This is a genomic window from Roseimicrobium gellanilyticum, from assembly GCF_003315205.1.
Lineage (GTDB): Bacteria > Verrucomicrobiota > Verrucomicrobiia > Verrucomicrobiales > Verrucomicrobiaceae > Roseimicrobium > Roseimicrobium gellanilyticum.
On the sequence record NZ_QNRR01000002.1, the window covers coordinates 470,807 to 487,525 of the forward strand.

Here is a 16,719-nt window from a genome sequence, read left to right on the forward strand (position 1 = left end):
AGCAAACGCAAATGGGAAGGCTGTCGGCTCCGGTTTTCCCTGTTAAAAGGCTGGGTCGATACGGGCCAACAGCGCGTGGCAGTGCTCCTCCGCTCCGGCTGCTGCGTGACATGCGAAGTCACCGGTTCCGGGCTCTCCGACGATGCTCCGCAGTTGCGGGAGAATCCCGTCCCAACGGCTTCAAGAGTGCCCGGTGGAATTGCATGCGCGACTATCCAGTGAGGAACGCGCACATCCCCGGCAATCCGTGAGCAACGAGGTGTGATCTAAAAAATTATAGGAATAGAATAAGTACTATTTTATCACTCTTCTAAAGCGCAGGTAGCCAACTGGTTGCGATGACGAGCTTGAGCGGATCTTCCTATGAGAATAACGGTGAGTTTGGAAAATTTCCCAGACTAGATACGCTGCCAGACATAACCCCCTCAAACCCCATGAGATGCAATGTCCCCCCGTGCTCCATGTCTTGGAACAAGAAACCTGCAGGAGCCGGAAAGTGGTGGTGGCATTGCCTGCTCCTCACACTGGGCCTCGGCTCTTTGCCAGCTCAAAACACCACATGGGTGAATCCGTCCAACGGAAGCTGGTTTGTCCCATCGAATTGGAGCCCCGCGAATCTGCCAACGAATGGCACCGGCGATCAGACGTTCATCCGGAATGGGAGTACGGTAACGGTCGGTCAGTCCGGCGCGGTGAGCTGGACGCTTTTTCTCGGTGACGGCGCAGGGACTGAGGGCACCCTCACGATCTCATCCTCAGGTGCGCTCACCACAAACTCCGTGGTCATGGGAAATGATTCATCTCAAGGCGTGCTGAACCTCAACGGCTCCTCAGGTTCGCGTGGTGTCTTGAGCACCCGATTCGTCACAGAAGGTTCGGGCTCGTCATCCTTGGTCATGAATGGCGGCGTGCTGCGAGCGACCGCGAATGAATCCAACTTTCTCCGCAACTTCGAGTCTGGGGATGTGGTGCTCAATGGGGGAGGCGGCTTTGTTGACACGCATGGCTTCGGTGTGGGCATTCAGGCCATCATGAGTGGCTCTGGAAGTCTTACGGTGCAGGGCACCGGTACCCTGACCATTACTGGAGCCCAGCTCTATACGGGAGGCACATTCGTAGACCCTGGGGCCACACTACAGGTCGGAACAGACACAGCAGCGGCCATCTTGGAAGGAAGTGATGGTACCTCGGGCGGTGCAGGCGGTACGGCGGTGACAGCAGGCCAAGGGGCCACGGTGAACGTGAGTGCCTTGGGTATCATTCGCGGAGGTGACGGGGGCGTCTCACCCACCCTTACTGGCAACGGCGGTATCGGAGTTCACTTCACTGGGGACGGGAGTCTGACAAATCACGGCGACATCACTGGTGGTCGGGGCTTGGACGGCCCCACCCCGCAAGGTGGAGCAGGAGCGGACGGGGTGCGTTTCGAAGGAATCGGTACCGTGGTGAATACTGGCAACATCATCGCTGGAGTAGGGGGAGGGAGTTCCATTGGCCTTGCACCAGGAGGATCCGGCGTGGTGTTGATCGGCGGTGGAAGCGTGACGAATCAAGGCACCATCCGGGGTCAGAATGCCCAGTTCGAGACCGAGGCCGTGGGCAGACCGATCACGGGTATGGGTGTGTACCTTGGCGCGGATGGTTCGGTGATCAACGAAGGTGACATCTTTGCAGGTGGTGGAGGGTATGATGGTACGAATTCCATCCAGGGAGGTGCTGGGGTACACATCGCGGGAAATGGGATGGTGCAAAACTCTGGATTGATACAAGGAGGGGTGGCAGCGCCAAACCTGGCAGACCTCACGATAGGAGGAACAGGGGGCACAGGGGTGCTCATTGGCGGCGTGGGTACGGTGACCAATAGCGGCACCATCAATGGGGGAACGGGTACCATAGAATTCGGTGAGCCACTGCCCATACCGTTGTTACCTGGAAGCAATGGTGGCACTGGCCTGGAGATCGTGGGAGGAGGCACTCTGACGAATAGCGGGACAATCCGAGGAGGGAATGGTGAGCTATCGCTTGTTTTTCCTGGCAGCGGCGGAGTCGCCGTGAATCTCGGAGCGGATGGAGCAGTGACCAATTCCGGAAAGATTCTGGGTGGCAGCGGTGGGGAGGCTTCCCTGGAAGAACTGCCCCAAGGCGGATCCGGTGGTGGAGCCCTAAGAATCGACGGCGTTGGCACCGTGATTAACAGCGGAGTGTCGTCCGAAATTATTGGTGGCGCGGCAGGAGGAGGAATCGGTCAGGGAGGGCACGGCATCGAACTTACGGGAGGTGGCACCCTGACGAATGAGGGATTGGTACAAGGCGGCAATGGAAGCCGAAGCATCTTGGGAGAGTCCATAGGCGGGAATGCTGTGCTTTTCGGAGCAGGCGGTACTGTTGTGAATAGTGGTCGCATTCTAGGAGGTTCCAGTGCGACGGGAGTGCAGATCAATGGTCTGGGACAGGTGACCAACAATGCCGGGGCGATCATTCAAGGAGGTGACGGAGTCGCTTTCACTTATGATGGCGTGACCTTGGGCGCATTGGGCGGGATCGGTCTGCATTCGGTGGGGGGAGGGACGCTCGTCAACGAGGGTGTCATCGAGGGAGGTACTGGTGTTGCATCTGCCTTGGGGAGTGAGGCTATCGGAGGGGATGGCGTTCGAATGGATGCTGGCGGTACCATCGTGAACCGCAATATCATCACGGGTGGAGCCGGAGGGAGAAGAGAACCGGGCGGTGCAGGAGGAGGAAGCGCCGGTGGCTTTGGCCTCCGTGTAGAAGGGGCGGCAGATGTGACCAACTCAGGTACCATTCAGGGAGGTGAGGGCGGATCCGGCGTGCTGGGCGCGAGTGGTGGAGCTGGGCTCGCTCTGGCTGGAGGCGGCGCCTTGACTAACAGTGGCACCATCCGTGCAGGTCATAGCGGCAGTGGGGATGTCTTTGGCGAAGTCGGAGCTGCTGGGGTCTACTTCGGAGGTGGCGGGTCCGTTACGAACACGGGCGACATCTACGCAGGCAATGGAGGATCCGTCGCGAGTGCCGACTTTGGCATCGAATCAGGCGGGGCCGGTGGTGATGGCGTGCGCATGGATGGCGGTGGTGTATTGAACAACTCTGGGACCATCACGGCAGGCACGGGTGGTGCTGGGCCGGTAAGCGCGGGCGCAGACGGATATGGCGTGCGCATCTCAGGAGCGGCTGGCTCCTTGGTCAACAACAGCACAGGTATCATCCACGGCCAGGTGAGCATGGGAGATTTCGCCAACTCGGTGACCCTTTTCACTGGCAGCCGCATCAACGGTGACTTGAACATGAGCGCCAATACCGGCACCACGCTGACGCTGGATGGTGCAGGCACGGAGACACTGACCACGGCAGTTACCGGAGACCTGACCTTTGACGGTCTTCTTGTGAAGCAAGGCACGGGTCGATGGAATCTCACGGAGGCCACAACGCGCACTGGGGAAACGAGAATCGACGCGGGCACACTGGCAGTAGGGCATAACACCGCTCTGGGTTCTGGAACGGTGACGATGGCTAACGCCACGACCCTCACCGCCTCATCTGTAGGAGATCGCACTCTGGCCAATGACCTGGTCATCAATGGCACCGTCACGCTCGGCACAGGTGGCGGTGGGGCCGACATGACCTTCAACGGCGATGTAGAGCTCAATGGAGGACACCGCAGGATTCAGAATCCCGGTGATGCCAATGATAGCACTGGTGTGGTGAATCTGAATGGAGTCATCAGCAACGGGGGCATCACCTTTGGCATGTCGAGTGGTGGTGCAGAACAGCGAGCCTACTTCCATGTGGGAGGCGCAGGTTCGAATACCTACACCGGAGACACCGAGGTGGATGCTGCCACAACAGTGTTCTTTGCGAAGACAGCCGGTGCCACCACCATCGCTGGAAATCTGATCATCAAATCGGACGGTGAGGCTCATGTCGACTTGGGCGAGCAAATCGCAGACACATCGAACGTTTCCATTCAAGGAACGGGTGCCCTGTATGTTGGAGATACTAGTGATGTAAGCGAGACGATTGCCCGACTCGATGGCGAAGGCTCAGTGCATCTGTCGGCCACTTCCACAGGCAGTGCCCTGCGCGTGGGAGAGGGCGAGTTCTCCGGCAGCATACAACTGGGTGTCACAGGTAGCATCTCTCTTGAGAAGTATGGCACTGGCATCCTGGAGCTGTCCGGCGCCAGCACCTACCTGGGGAACACCATTGTGTCGGGAGGGAGCTTAATCGTGAACAACAGCACTGGCAGTGCTACCGGCACAGGCACGGTGTTTGTTCAAGACGGCGCACTGCTTGGTGGATCCGGTTTCATCAGTGGGCCCGTCATCGTGGAGGGCGGCGGGACTCTCTCTGCGGGAAATTCTCCAGGCACTCTCACGCTGGGCGGCCTGGATCTCAAGGGAGGTTCCTCGCTGGACTTTGAATTGGGAACTCCGTCTGACTTGATCGATATCAATGGTCTGCTGACCCAAAGCGTGGAAGGAACCATCAAACTCAATTTGTCAGATGGCCCGGGCTTTGCGCCCGGCACGTACACCCTCCTGAGCTTTGATACACTCGCTCCTTCGGTCACACTGGGAGATTTCGCGGCCACGCAGTTCGACTATCTCGGCATGAGACTCGAGCTGCTGTCGAATGAGTTGCTCCTCACCATCTTCGGCCTGCCTTACGGTCCCTTCATTCAGAACAGCGCGTTTGTGTTCACGCCGGTCGATGCGGATTTCTTTGTATCCGGGTTTGTGCAGACGGGCACCCCTGCAGAGAACAACACGGTGAATTCACTCACCTTTGCACCGGGCAGCTTCCTGCAGGTGTACAATCAACTCACCATCACGAGTGGCAACTTCACGGTGAACTCTGGACGCGCCACCATCGCCGGAGGGACGGTGTTCGTGCCGGGCGAGTTTAACAAGCTCGGCGCTGGCTTGTTCTTCAGCAATGGTGCCTTCCAGGTCGTGGGCAACAGTTTCATCCGCCAAGGATCATTGCATGTGAATGGTGCGTTCCAGACTCCTTCGCTCTTCGTGCTGCCCGGCGCTTTCCTTGGAGGGAACGGTCTCATCATCGGCAACGTTTTCAACTCCGGCACCGTCGGGCCGGGGAACTCGGTAGGTGAGCTCACCATTCGCGGTAACTACAACCAAAGCCGCCGAGGCACACTGCAGATTGAAATTGCCGGTCCTGGTTCCTTTGATCGGCTTGTCGTCAGTGGCACTGCGAGACTGGCGGGTACACTCGACGTGCGCACGCTGGCTGGTGCGAAGTTGAAATACGGTCAGCAGTATCCCTTCCTGCAGGCAGGGATGATTGCAGGCAGGTTTGACCGCATCCTCATGCCGCAGCCGTCGGTGAATCGGGGTCGCTTTTTTGATGCAGAAAATCATGGTGTATTAGTCGTGGCTCCCACCAGCTACACCTTGGTGGCGCAGACGCCGAATCAGACCCGCGTGGCCCGTGCCTTGGACGAGTGGATTGGCATTGAAGAAGGCGACGTGGGTGAGGTCACTCTGGCACTGGACCTTTTGCAGGAAGGCCAGTACCCCCAGGCCTTTGAATCCATCATGCCGCAAGCCTATGCGGGCGCCTTGAGCACTGCAGTGGAATTGAGCGTCAACCATGGTCAGCAATTGCACCAGTACCTCAGTGCTCGCCGCCTCGGGGCCCGTTCTCTACAGCATGGAAAAGGGCAGCCAATTGCCGCCAGTGGCAAAGGCGTGAAGAACCCCAAGGCAGTGGCTCCGTCCTTGCTCGCACATGCGGATGAGCATCGCTGGCAGGCATGGATGCAAGGCAGCGGACTCTTCTCCGAAGGCGGCTTGAGCCTTGCGCCCAATGAGGACTTTGAAAGCGGCACGTTCCTGGTGGGTGCGGACTATGCCATCGCAGATAGTGTAGCCGTCGGATTCTTTGCCAGCTATCAAGAGGGTTGGGGTGACTATGCCAATGGTGCGGAGACCGATCTGGAGAGCGTGCGCTTCGGGCTCTATGCCACGTATGATCTTGCAGGTTTTTACGCCAATGCTGCCATTGGTGGTGGTAGCACCGAGTTTGATGTGAAGCGTCCCCTTCAGTGGGCCACGTTGAAGCGCACCGCGCATGGCGACCCGGATGCCATGGAGTTCTTCACTCTGCTAGGCGCTGGCTATGACTTCCAGGTGGGGAACTTCACCTTCGGTCCTCAGGCGAGCCTGCAGTACACCAGACTGGAAGTGGATGGGTTTACCGAGCGCGGCGCAGACAGCCTGGACCTGCGCATGGAGGACAGTAGTGAGGAAAGCCTGCGTGCGTACCTCGGTGCACGCTTCGCTTATACGATCCACCTGAGCGAGCAGGTGGCGCTCATTCCGGAGGTGCGTGTATTCTGGCAGCACGAGTTTCTACAGGACGGAACCTCGCTGCGCTCACGGCTCGACAGTGGTGCAGGTCCAGCCTTCGACTACCTTTCTGAGGATCGGGATGAGGATGCCATCTTCGCAGGAGGTGGCATCGGCATGCAGGTTGGTCCTGAGTTCTACGCGAATGTGTATTACAATGCGGAGTTCGGTCGCGGCGACGACGTGAATCACACCATCAGCGTGAATGCGACGCTGAAGTTCTAGCTTGAGACCGCGCGCCAGACCCATCAAGGAGCGGCGACCGGGTCGCTGCTCCTTGCCTGGATGCCGGAGCTTGTCTTGTGCAGAGGGCAGTTCAGGCCGCAGCCTTCTTCGCGGTCGTCTTGGCAGTCTTCTTCTTGGCAGGAGCCTTTGGCTTCGCTGCCTTCGGCGCGGGCGTATCCGTGACGGCGCTCGTGAGCCAATCCGTCAGGGGCAGCCAGGCTTCCGAACCATGCACGCGGACGAAATCGCTCTCGCACAGGATGCCTCGCTTCTGGAAGTCCACGATTTCAGCGGGGGCGAAGCCTCCGAATTCGGTGAAGTTGCGGCTGATGTAGACAAGGTCGTTCATTCGTTCAGTGGTAAATGGTTAGTGCCAGATAGTAGTGTATTTCAGGTGGGAAGTATGGTTCACCCCGCAGGGTGACTGGCAACCGAACTAATCGTTACAGGCCAGGGCTGCGGATGTACGGAGGTCTGATTTATTCAGACCTTCAAACAAGCAGATACTGTGCCGGATTTGCCTACACAGTCACCCTGAGCTGGACATCGGGCCAGTTCATCGCATCATCGTTCATGCTGAAGTGGATGCGGCTGAAGGATTACCGGTGTTTTGAGGCGGCGGAGGTGCCGTTTCACGCCGGGACCACACTGCTGGTGGGGAGAAACGCGCAAGGAAAGACCTCGCTGCTGGAGGCGGCGTGCCTGTTGATGAGGCTCCAGTCTCCACGGACCAGCACACGCACGGACTTCATCCGTTTCGGTGCGAAGGCCTGCATCGTCGAGGGCCTGTATGGCGAAACGACGCTGCGGTTTGGTCAAAGCAGCACCGTGCGCCGGCTGGCGGTGGATAACGTGGTGACGTCGCGCAGCGGAGACTATCTCTCGCGCACTTCACGGGTGGTGTGGATGGACCACGCGGATATGAATCTCGTGCGCGGCAGCGCGGAGCATCGCCGTCGTTATCTCGACTTCGCAGCGGCGCAGTTGTATCCCGCTTATCTACCTGCCTTGAGAAACTATGAGCGTGCCTTGCGCAGCCGCAATTTTCTCTTGAAGCGCGATGCCGTGATCCAGTGGCGGCAGGTGGACGCCTATTCAAAGCTTGTCGCCACGCATGGCGAATTGTTGTCCGCATGCCGTGATGAACTCATCACGCGATTGCAACCGCACGTTCGTGCCGCACATCAGGCACTCAGCGGTGGAGCAGAGGAGGGCATGCTCACCTATCAGCGAGGCTATGAGGGCAGCTCATTGGAGGAGGAACTATCCCGTGCTCGCAGTGAAGAAGAACGCAGTCGCAGCACCGCACGTGGTCCACACCGGGGTGATGTGCTCCTGGAGATCAACGGGCGTGCGGCGGGTTCCTTCGCTTCGGAGGGACAGCAGCGCACCCTCTGCCTGGCGCTGAAGCTCGCCCAGGCACGCGTGCTGGAGGAGGGCAGGGGAGAGCCACCACTGCTGCTCATGGATGACATCTTCGGCGAATTGGACAAGGCGCGTCGGCAGGCCCTGCTGGCCAATCTGCCGGGCAAGGCTCAGAAAATCATCACCACCACCTTTGTGGACTGGGCGGATGAGGAGAGCCTTCAGGGAAGTGTGTTTGAGGTCGAGTCTGGCCGGCTCACTCAGCGTTAGTTCAAAGAGGCATCGGACCTTCGTCGCAGACCATCACCTCAGTCTTCTTCTTGGTCATATTTTGGAGCCGCCTGCGGCTTCAGGACGCTGACGCCTTCACTGGAGCTGTCCAGGCTCGGATCCACCGAAAACTCGAAGGTCGCTCCTTCGATCCGGTTCAGCACCCAGTCATGCACCCGCTTCGGATCGTTGGACAGGGTGGCTTCCATCCAGGACCGCGCAAGCGGTCCGTCCGGCGCACGTAGTCCCATGTCCATGGAAAAACCGGGAGGGCCATTTCTTTCGGGATCATGCTTCTGGACGCCTTTTGAGGCCATGAAGTCGGTGAGTGCTTGTTCGAGACGGGAGCCTGACGCCATGTCACTCTCGATGAGCCGCATGAAGTTCTCCATCAGCTCTAGTATCTCAGGATCCTGCATCATTTCCTGCTCTGACATTCCCTTCATGCGCGCCACCAGCGCGTCGATTCTGAGGCTCACTTCTTCAGTCACAGGTTCGGGACGATAGTGCTTTTCTGCGCTGGCATTCTTACCGGTCATTTTGGAATTGATTGACGAAGCTGGGAGGAATCCTTCGGCGGATGGCGACTTCGAAGGAGATTTCGCCACGACAGGTTTGTCGGATGTGTCCTTTCGATCCTGGAGCAGCACAGGGACGGCAATAACGGCGGTGGCGACGACGACAGCGAGGGAGGCTTTGGCGATGTTCATGCTGAGAAGGGCTGAAGTGATCGTGCTAACGGAAGTGTTGGAGTGCGCACCGCCTGCGACGAGATGGCCGAGCGTGCCCAGTGGCACCGGAGCGGCGCTGGCGGACTGTCCGCCCCAGAGCGCCGTGAGTCCGGCGCCGCAAAGGATGCCCTTGGCGCGGAGACGGCGTTTCAGTTCCCCCATGCCGGCGGCAATCTGGCGCGAGATGGTCGATTGGCTGACCGCCTTGCGAGATGCCATGAGTTGCTGACTCTGACCTTCGAGGTAGTGCTCTACGAGCGGCCCCTTCAAATGCGGTGGGAGTTCCTCCAAGGTTTGCCGAATGAGTGGCTCGATGTCCGGCGACTGAGGCTGTTCTGAAGAGTCCAATGCCAAAACTGCAGCTTCTTCTACACGACGACGGCGTGATTCCGAGCGTACGGCATTGAGAGCCTTCCGCCCGGCGACGCTGCGTAACCAAGCCCGCACCGATCCCAAGGCACCTTGAGGCTTGTGTGCTAGGGCGAGGAAGGTTTCTTGTGCCACGTCTTCGGCCAAAGCTGAATTCCGCGTCACGCGTCTTGCGGTGGCGTGAACCATCGCTTCGTGTTCCCTGACGAGGTCACGGAATACGCCAGGCTCGGAAGGGCAGGGCAATTCTGGGGACGGGGAGTCGTTGCTCATGCAGGGAGTTTCTCAGTAGTCACCGGCCAGGTGTACTTTATGCAAAAAAATTACGGGTGTCCGATTCATTGGGCACCGTAGGACTGGGATTCGCTCACCTTGAGCTGCGCGATGTGGCAGGAGAGGGCAGGGAGAGCCGCCGCTGCTGCTCATGAATGACGCCTGGAGAGTCTGGTCTGGACGCCTTGGTGTATGAGGTGGAGGCGGGGAAACTGGTTCCTAGGCGAATTAGTGCTTCTTCGTAAGAATGTCACGTGCAGATGGCGCGATTCTTGCTGTACACGGTTCACTTTGAGGCGGTTGGGGTAGCATGAATCGTGCCATCGGTTCGAGAGGCCTCTAGATGAGAATGCCGCGAAGGTTTCCCTTGACGAAATATTAGGGGGTTTTTTACTGGCGGCCAGCCGGTTGCCGCTGCATTCAGGGACTCCAGTTCTAGAAACTGGCATTTTCCACGAACGCTCAAAACCCGGTGTCCCTTTCCCTGATCCCGATCACTTTTCTCAACACCTACCAATTTCACGAACCCCATGTCTTTTTTTGGACGCCTGTTTGGATTTGCCGCCAATGATATCGGCATTGACCTCGGTACTGCGAATACTCTCGTTTACGTCAAAGATAATGGCATCGTCCTCCGTGAGCCCTCTGTAGTGGCAGTAAAGGCCGGCACCAATGAGGTGGTGGCCGTAGGAGACGATGCCAAGCGCATGCTGGGCCGTACGCCCGGCAACATTGTGGCCATCCGTCCTTTGAAGGATGGCGTGATTGCAGACTTCAAGGTGACCGAGGCGATGCTTCGTCACTTCATTCGCAAGGTGCACAACCGTCGCACCTTCGCAAAGCCGCGTGTCGTTGTGGCTGTCCCCTCCGGCATCACGGAGGTGGAGAAGCGCGCCGTGAAGGAGAGCGCGGAGCAGGCTGGCGCCCGCGAAGTGTACCTCATTGAAGAGCCCATGGCCGCGGCCATCGGCGTGGGCCTGCCGGTGCAGGAAGCCGCGGGCAATATGATTGTGGACATTGGTGGTGGCACCACGGAGGTGGCCATCATCTCGCTCAGCGGCATCGTGTACAGCCGCAGCGTGCGCGTTGCTGGCGACGAGCTCGACGAGGCCATCATCAACTACATGAAGCGCGCGTACAATCTGATGATTGGCGAGCGCACGGCTGAAGAAATCAAGCTGCGCATTGGTTCCGCCTACCCGCTGGGCAAGGAAACCACGATGGAAGTCAAGGGCCGCGACATGGTGGCAGGCCTTCCCAAGACCATCACCATCACCAGCCAGGAGGTGCGTGAGGCGATGCTGGAGCCTCTGAACACGATCATCGACGCGGTGCGCACCACCCTGGAGCGCTGCCCCCCGGAACTCTCCGCGGACCTCGTGGACCGCGGCATCATGCTCGCAGGTGGCGGAGCACTTCTGCGCGGACTGGACAAGCTGCTGCAGGAAGAGACGGCGCTGCCGGTGCATGTGGCGGAAGATCCGCTCAGTGCCGTGGCGGAGGGCGCGGGCCGCGTGCTCAGCGAGATCGAATTTCTGCGCAAGGTGAGCACCTCGGAAGCCTGAGGTGTCCACCTGGCAGGTGAAGCCAGATTGCCGGAACACTCCCCGTGGGGAACGCCGGGTGAATCCTGAGCCGGAGCCTTGCATCCATGAATAAACTCAATGTGGCAGCCCTTCTGCTGTTTCTGACGGCAGTGGTGGCTGTGTTTACCCTGAAGACGCCGCAGACCCGTGCCATTCAGACGTGGGTCATGGGGGTGCTGTCTCCTTTCATCCGGGGTGGCGCCCAGGTGGAGCAGCAGGTGCAGCAGGTGACCGCCAGCCCCCGGGATGTAGCCGCCCTCGAAGACGAGAACCGCCGCCTCCAACAGGAGGTGGACAAACTCAGCATCACCGCCCGGAAATACGAGGAGGTGCTCTCGGAGAACAACAAATTCCGCGGCATGCTGGAGTATCGTCAGCAGATCGACATGAAGCTCACCGCCGCCCGCGTGCTGCGCCGCTCGTCCTCGAACTGGTGGAATACGGTCATCATCGACAAGGGCGCAATGGACGGCGTGGGCACCGACAGTGCCGTCATCACCTATGTAGGCCAGATTGGCATGGTGGGGAAGACGGGCAAGGTCGCTGCGCACACGGCGGAAGTCATTCTGCTTACAGACGAGGAGTGCCGCGTGGCGGCCCGTATCGAGGGCATGCAGGCCAGAGGCATCCTCATGGGTGAGCGGGGAGGCTTCGAGACCCGGCCGGACTTGAGGCTGAAGTTCCTGGACCGCACCCTGAAGATCACCCCCGGCGCTGCCGTTTATTCCACCGGTGAAGGCGGGGTATTCCCGGATAACATCCTCCTGGGCAAAGTGAAGGCGTTTGAGATTCGTGACATTTCCGGGGAGGCCGTGGTAGAATCCGCTGTGGATTTCTCACTGCTCCAGGATGTGTTCGTGGTGCACAAGGAAGCTGCCGATACACCATGACCTTCGTCTACAATCTTCTGGTGTGCGCGCTGCTGGCCCTCACGTTTGGGTTTCAGGAGTTCATCCCCGCCATCGCCTTCGCGCAGTATGCGCGGGTATTGCTCCCGCCGGTCTTCTTCCTTTCCGCGTCCCTGAGCGTCACGTTTCCCGTGATGCTGGTCCTCGCTTTCTTCACGGGTTTGGCGTGGGACGCACGGCACCTTCCGTATCGTCCGGAGAAGGTGCCTGCGCTTGAGGCCACCGAGCTCGTGGCTGAGAACCACGTGGAAAAGAATGTGAATATCACCGCCATGCCGGTGGGTTACTCGATCATCCTCTTCGGCATGATCGGTGCGCTCATGCAGGGCATTCGTCCGCTGTTCCGCCGGGGGCGCTGGGAGCTTCCTGTGCTGATGGTGGGCGTGGGCACCTTCGCGTGGCTGCTCACGGAATATCTGCTGCTCTCCTTCGTCCGGGGCAGTTTTGCGTTTCAACCTGGGATGTGGACCAAGCTCGTGACCAATACGCTACTGGCCATGCTCGTCTCACCGCTCCTGTTGTTCCTTCTTCATACGCTCGCGCGTCTGGTCCACCATGAAGTGAGGAATGAGGGGCTAGCCTACCGCTACAATGGTCGTTAAGTACCGCCTCCGCCTTTACATCTTCACCATCATGCTGCTTGTGGGCTTCGGCGCCCTGGCGCAGCGGTTGTGGAATCTGAGTGTCGAGCGAAACGAGGAGTTCGTTCACAAGATTCCGACCACCAAGGAGTGGCGTGCCCGCGTGCCCGGGACCCGTGGCGAGATCAAGGATCGCAACGGCATCACGATCGTGGCCAACAAGCCCTCCTTCGAGGTTCGAATCGATCTCAAGACGCTCGTCGATGAGTTCAAGAAGCAAGTCGAAGAGGAAAACAAGGGCAAGCCTGCCGAGCTGAAGCGCAAGGTGCCCATGCGCGAGTTTCTGTTCCCCAATCAGGGCATCATGCGTTCCAAGGAGGAGATCGATATCGTCGCCATCTTCGATGAAGTGATCATTGGTTCACTGAACCAGCTCGGCCTCGCCTCCGGCTACAATGCCAACAATCTCCGGGTGCACTACCGCACGCACCGTGGAGTGGTACCGTGGGCTTATCGCAGTGACTTGTCGTTTGAGGACTTTGCGAAGTTTGCGGAGCACCGTTTGGGACTGCCCGGGGTGCACATTGAGGCTCGCCCGGTACGGCAGTACCTTTTTGACTCCATGGCCTGCCATGCCCTCGGCTATGTGGCGGGGGCGGATGTAGAGAAGGTCTCTGAAGAGGAAATCAAGGAATGGGACTCCTACGTGCCTGATGACTACGGTGTCGCGGGATTGGAGAAGAGCTTTGATGACGACCTGCGCGGACGCCCGGGCATCCGTACCTGGCTGCAGAATGAAAAGGGCAGGCTGGTGCGCGAGATCAGCTATCAGGAACCGCGCAAGGGCAATGACGTGTATCTCACCATCGACGCGCGCATCCAGATGATCGCGGAGATGGCTTTGCGCGAAAGCACGCCTGCCATCGGCCGCGGTGCGGTGGTGGTGCTGAACCCCGCCACCGGCGAGGTGCTGGCGATGGCGGCGGTGCCTTCGTACAATCCGAACAAGTTTATTCCAGCCATCAGCAAGGCGGACCTGCAGGCGTACAACAACAATACCACGAACCCGTTGCTGAATCGCTCTGTCCGCAGCTTCGTGCCTGGCTCCACCTACAAGATCATGACCTCTCTGGCGGGCATTCTGGGAGGTGTGCAGAGGGATGTGTGGAACTGCCCCGGTGGCCTGACGTTCGGCAATCGCTACATGCAGTGCTGGATTGGCCAGAAGGGTGGGGCGCACGGAAGCCTCGACCTCTCCAGTGCCATCAAGCAGTCCTGCAACTGCTACTTCTACAAGTACGGCAACCACGCCGGTGATGCGAACATGACGAAGGCGGGGGACATGCTGGGCCTGGGTACCCGCACAGGCATTGAGCTGGAAGAAGAAGATCCCGGCATCCTGCCCACGAAGCGCTGGTGGAATGCAAACCGTCCGCGTGAACCTTTCTCGGAAGCGACCATGGCGAACATCTCCATCGGCCAGGGTGCCGTGCAGGCCAGCCCGCTCCAGATGGCCGGTGTGGCTGCAGCGGTGGGTAATGGTGGTCTGGCATTCAAGCCCCACCTCCTCAAGAAGGTCATGGATGGGAATGAACTCGTGCGTGAGCAGAAGCCTGACCTGCGCGCGAATTTTGCGGACTTCGGCCTCACACCCGAGAAGATCGAGCTGGTGCGAAAAGGCATGTGGCGTGTGGTCATGGAAGATGGCGGCACGGCTCGGGCGGCCCGCATCAACAACGTGGAAGTGGCTGGCAAAACCGGTACCGCCCAGAACTGGAGGCACAACGAGAAGGGGGAGTCCGTGAAGGATAACCACACGCTCTTCATTACCTTCGCCCCTTACGTAAATCCCAAGTTCGCCTGCTGTATTCTCGTGCAGGGTGGAAAGGGGGGGGGCGTGAGTGCGGCTCCCATCGCGAAGCGTGTCATGGAGCAGGCGCTGGCCCTGGAGACTGGCTATACCGTGAATCTTGCCTCCGTGCCGGAGGTGCAGGGCAACTTCAATCCGGTGGAGGTGGTCAGCTTTGAAGGCATGCCCCCCGTCCAGCTTCCGGGCTCTTCCGAGGAGGAGGCCGGCGACTCTGGAGACAATGAGCCTCCGCCGAAGCGTGCTCCTCGTGCCGAGCAGAATGTGCGCGTGCGCGCCGCTGTCCGCCAGGAGGCGGATGAAGAAGGCAGCCGCAATGTACGCAACCAGCAACCGCAACAGCCCGCGCAACGCCGCGGTCTTCTCAAGCGCCTCTTCGGCCGATAGGCCTGCCCTTTTAGATTGCTTGCCACCCGCAACCTCACCTACTTTTTACGCTTATGGCTTTGGAATTCGTCAAGAATGGAATAAGGAAGATCACCCAGTTCATCACCGGCAAAAAGGATCCCACCCAGGGGACGCGCATTGTCATCAACTGCGAGAAGCTCGAGAACCGGGTGGCGCTGCTGGAGAATGGCATCCTTGAGGAGTACTCCGTGGAGCGCGTGGGCACCACGCACCTGGTCGGCAGTATCTACAAGGGCCGCATCAAGAACATTGAGCAGGGTCTCAAGGCCATGTTCGTGGACATTGGTCTGGAGAAGAATGCCTTCCTGCATTTCTGGGATGCCATTCCGGAAGCTCTGAACACCCAGGCAATGGAAGAGGTGAGCCGCGGCAAGGGTGGGCAGAAGAAGAAGAACATCAGCGCCAAGGACATTCCTGAACTGTATCCCGTGGGTTCGGAAATCCTTGTGCAGATCACGAAAGGACCTGTGGGTAACAAGGGACCGCGCGTCACCACGAATATCTCCCTCGCCGGACGTCTGCTCGTGCTCATGCCGCAGAACGAATCCTGCGGTATCTCGCGCAAAATCGATGACCCCAAGGAGCGCGCTCGCCTGCGCCGCATCATTGAGGGACTCAGTCTTCCGGAAGGCATGGGCATCATCCTGCGCACGGAAGCCTCCGGCAAGCGCACCCGCCACATTGTGCGTGACCTGAGCATCCTGCTGGAGCAGTGGAAGGACATCGCCTCCCGCCGCGACAGCCAGAAGGCGCCCTGCTGCTGCTTTGAGGAACCGGACATCTTTGAGCGCACCGTGCGTGACTTCCTCACGGAAGATCTCGATGAGATCGTGTGTGATGACCCCGCTACCGTGGATCGCATGAAGGAACTCGTGGCACCCATCTCCCGCCGAGCCCAGCGTCGCATCACACTCTTCACCGGTCCGGGTGCCCTGTTTGAGAAGTACAATGTGCAGCGCCAGATCGATACGGCCTTCTACCGCCAGGTGTGGTTGAAGTGCGGCGGCTACATTGTCATCGACCAAACAGAGGCCCTCATTGCCATCGACGTCAACACCGGCCGAAACAAGGGCAGCGGCCAGAACGTCGACAAGGTCATCCTCCAGACCAACATGGAAGCCGCCGCCGAAGTGGCACGCCAGCTTCGTCTGCGCAACATGGGTGGTCTTGTCGTGGTGGACTTCATCGACATGAAGCACGGCAAGGATCGCTCGGCGGTCTACAAGTCGATGGTCGACCACACCCAGCGCGACAAGGCCAAGACGCAGATCCTGCAAATCTCGCAGTTCGGCCTCATGGAAATGACCCGCCAGCGCCTGCACGAGAGCCTGAGCGATGCCATGTTCGAAGAGTGCCCGCACTGCAAGGGACACGGCCAGATCAAGACCCCGCTCACCATGAGCGTGGAAATCCAGCGCCGTCTGACCTCCGTGCTGGCCCGCCTGCCGGAGAACGGTCGTGACGTGCTGGTGGTGATCCATCCGGACGTCATGCAGCGCCTCCGCTCCTCTGACGATCAGATTCTGGTCGACCTGGAGCGCAAGTACCAGGCTCGTCTCACCTTCCGTACGGATCCCACTTACATGCGCGAGCAGGTGCTGCTGGCGAATTCAAAGACCGGGGAGGAGATTAAGCTGGCATAACGAGCTGCTTTTCCACGCCTGACATCGGACATCTGTGCAAAGGGCTTCGCGGGGAACGCGAAGCCCTTTGTGTTTCCACCCGGAGCTTCAGTGGCATGCATTGA

9 protein-coding genes are annotated in these 16,719 nt (G+C 59.3%); 7 read left to right on the forward strand and 2 right to left on the reverse strand.

Going from position 1 to position 16,719, the window contains the following annotated elements; translation table 11 throughout:
• Nucleotides 1-461 precede the first annotated feature (461 nt).
• Nucleotides 462-6,614 carry an autotransporter domain-containing protein gene (locus DES53_RS07240; RefSeq protein ID WP_170156928.1) on the forward strand — a complete coding sequence of 2,051 codons (6,153 nt, stop codon included), beginning with the start codon at nt 462-464 and terminating at the stop codon, nt 6,612-6,614.
• Between the two features lie 91 nt (nt 6,615-6,705).
• Here the strand turns inward: DES53_RS07240 and DES53_RS07245 are convergent, their stop codons facing one another.
• Entirely contained in the window at nt 6,706-6,963 is a 258-nt protein-coding gene (locus tag DES53_RS07245; RefSeq protein ID WP_113957566.1) for a hypothetical protein, read from the reverse strand.
• 224 nt (nt 6,964-7,187) lie between these two features.
• Here DES53_RS07245 and recF point away from each other — a divergent pair, with 224 nt between their 5' ends.
• Entirely contained in the window at nt 7,188-8,249 is a 1,062-nt protein-coding gene (gene recF / locus DES53_RS07250) for a DNA replication/repair protein RecF (RefSeq protein ID WP_170156929.1), read from the forward strand.
• Nucleotides 8,250-8,287: 38 nt separating this feature from the next.
• Here the strand turns inward: recF and DES53_RS07255 are convergent, their stop codons facing one another.
• Nucleotides 8,288-9,622: an RNA polymerase sigma factor gene (locus DES53_RS07255; protein WP_113957568.1), complete on the reverse strand. Its 1,335-nt coding sequence runs from the start codon at nt 9,620-9,622 to the stop codon at nt 8,288-8,290.
• 530 nt (nt 9,623-10,152) lie between these two features.
• Between DES53_RS07255 and DES53_RS07260 the strand changes: the two genes are divergently transcribed.
• The 5 genes from DES53_RS07260 to DES53_RS07280 all read left to right on the forward strand — a co-directional run bounded on the left by DES53_RS07260 (nt 10,153) and on the right by DES53_RS07280 (nt 16,615).
• Nucleotides 10,153-11,187: a rod shape-determining protein gene (locus DES53_RS07260; protein ID WP_113957569.1), complete on the forward strand. Its 1,035-nt coding sequence runs from the start codon at nt 10,153-10,155 to the stop codon at nt 11,185-11,187.
• Between the two features lie 86 nt (nt 11,188-11,273).
• Nucleotides 11,274-12,098, forward strand: coding sequence for a rod shape-determining protein MreC (gene mreC, locus DES53_RS07265; RefSeq protein ID WP_113957570.1), 825 nt, complete (start codon nt 11,274-11,276; stop codon nt 12,096-12,098).
• A complete protein-coding gene (locus tag DES53_RS07270) occupies nt 12,095-12,718 on the forward strand; it encodes a hypothetical protein (RefSeq protein WP_113957571.1) in 624 nt (207 codons plus the stop codon). The genes mreC and DES53_RS07270 overlap by 4 nt, the downstream gene beginning before the upstream one ends.
• A gap of 31 nt (nt 12,719-12,749) precedes the next feature.
• Nucleotides 12,750-14,951: a penicillin-binding transpeptidase domain-containing protein gene (locus tag DES53_RS07275; RefSeq protein ID WP_211325475.1), complete on the forward strand. Its 2,202-nt coding sequence runs from the start codon at nt 12,750-12,752 to the stop codon at nt 14,949-14,951.
• Nucleotides 14,952-15,004: 53 nt separating this feature from the next.
• A complete protein-coding gene (locus tag DES53_RS07280; RefSeq protein ID WP_113957573.1) occupies nt 15,005-16,615 on the forward strand; it encodes an Rne/Rng family ribonuclease in 1,611 nt (536 codons plus the stop codon).
• Nucleotides 16,616-16,719: the final 104 nt, after the last annotated feature.